Below are 1,081 nucleotides of genomic sequence, written 5' to 3'. Positions count from 1 at the left end.
GTGGCGAGGTCAGCGTCACCAGCCTCGGCGCGGTGGTGGCAGGCGACAATCGCCCGGGCGCGAGCATCGTGATGCAGGCCGGTGTCGGTCCGAACGGCCCGGATTACCTGCACTTTGTCGAGGCTTACCTGGACCCTGCCAACCTGGCACAAGCGGGCGAGTCCTTGCAGGGCGGCAAGGTGGCCAAGACTTACGAAAACGAACTGGTCCGCTGGTTGGCCGAGCGTTTCGGTTTCGTCGGCAGCAGCGAACAGGCCCGCGCTTACTACGCAGCGTTGCCCGCCGAACAACAGCGGGTCTTCGCCCGTGATGTGTACTTCGCCGAACTCAAGGCCGCCGGCCGTGAGTACAACCAGGACGGCAGTGTGCGCCAGGGCAGCTATGTGCGTGGTCGTGCCGCGATTGCCAAGTTGTTTCCTGAGACGGACGTGGCCGGCAACCCGATCACCTACAAGGGTGATATCACGATGTTCGGCGGCTCGGGCGTACACACCAACTTCGGCGGCTCGATCCAGATGCTCACCCCAGGCGGCAGCCAGACCTTCGGTATCGAAGGCGCGGCGCCACCGTCCACGGCGGGCGTGATCACCCAGGGAGCGGGTGATATCCAGCTGTACTCCATGGGCAGCATTTTGCTCGGCCAGAGCCGCATCATGACCACCTTCGGTGGCTCGATCATGGCCTGGACCAGCGAGGGCGACATCAACGCCGGTCGCGGCTCCAAGACCACCGTGGTGTACACGCCGCCCAAGCGCGTCTATGACAACTGGGGCAACGTGAGCCTGTCGCCGGCGGTGCCGAGTACCGGCGCAGGGATCGCCACGCTGAACCCGATCCCGGAAGTGCCGGCGGGGGACATCGACCTGATCGCGCCGCTGGGCACCATCGACGCGGGCGAGGCGGGCATTCGGGTCTCGGGCAACGTCAACATCGCCGCCTTGCACGTGGTTAACGCGGCGAACATCCTGACCCAGGGCAAGTCGTCCGGGGTGCCGGTGACCGCCAGCGTCAATACCGGCGCCATGAGCTCGGCCAGCGCGGCGGGGGCGGCGGCGTCCCAGGCGGCGGAAGACGCGGCGCG

The 1,081-nt window shown here is 66.9% G+C and carries 1 protein-coding gene; it reads left to right on the top strand.

Going from position 1 to position 1,081, the window contains the following annotated elements:
• Positions 1 to 1,081: filamentous haemagglutinin family protein (locus L9Z73_RS31015; protein WP_247408809.1), on the top strand; the 1,081-nt coding region annotated here is incomplete at both ends.

Source organism: Pseudomonas emilianonis (assembly GCF_023072625.1).
Lineage (GTDB): Bacteria > Pseudomonadota > Gammaproteobacteria > Pseudomonadales > Pseudomonadaceae > Aquipseudomonas > Aquipseudomonas paraveronii.
The sequence above is the reverse complement of the archived record's forward strand: the minus strand, read 5'-3'. Positions and strand labels throughout refer to the sequence as shown.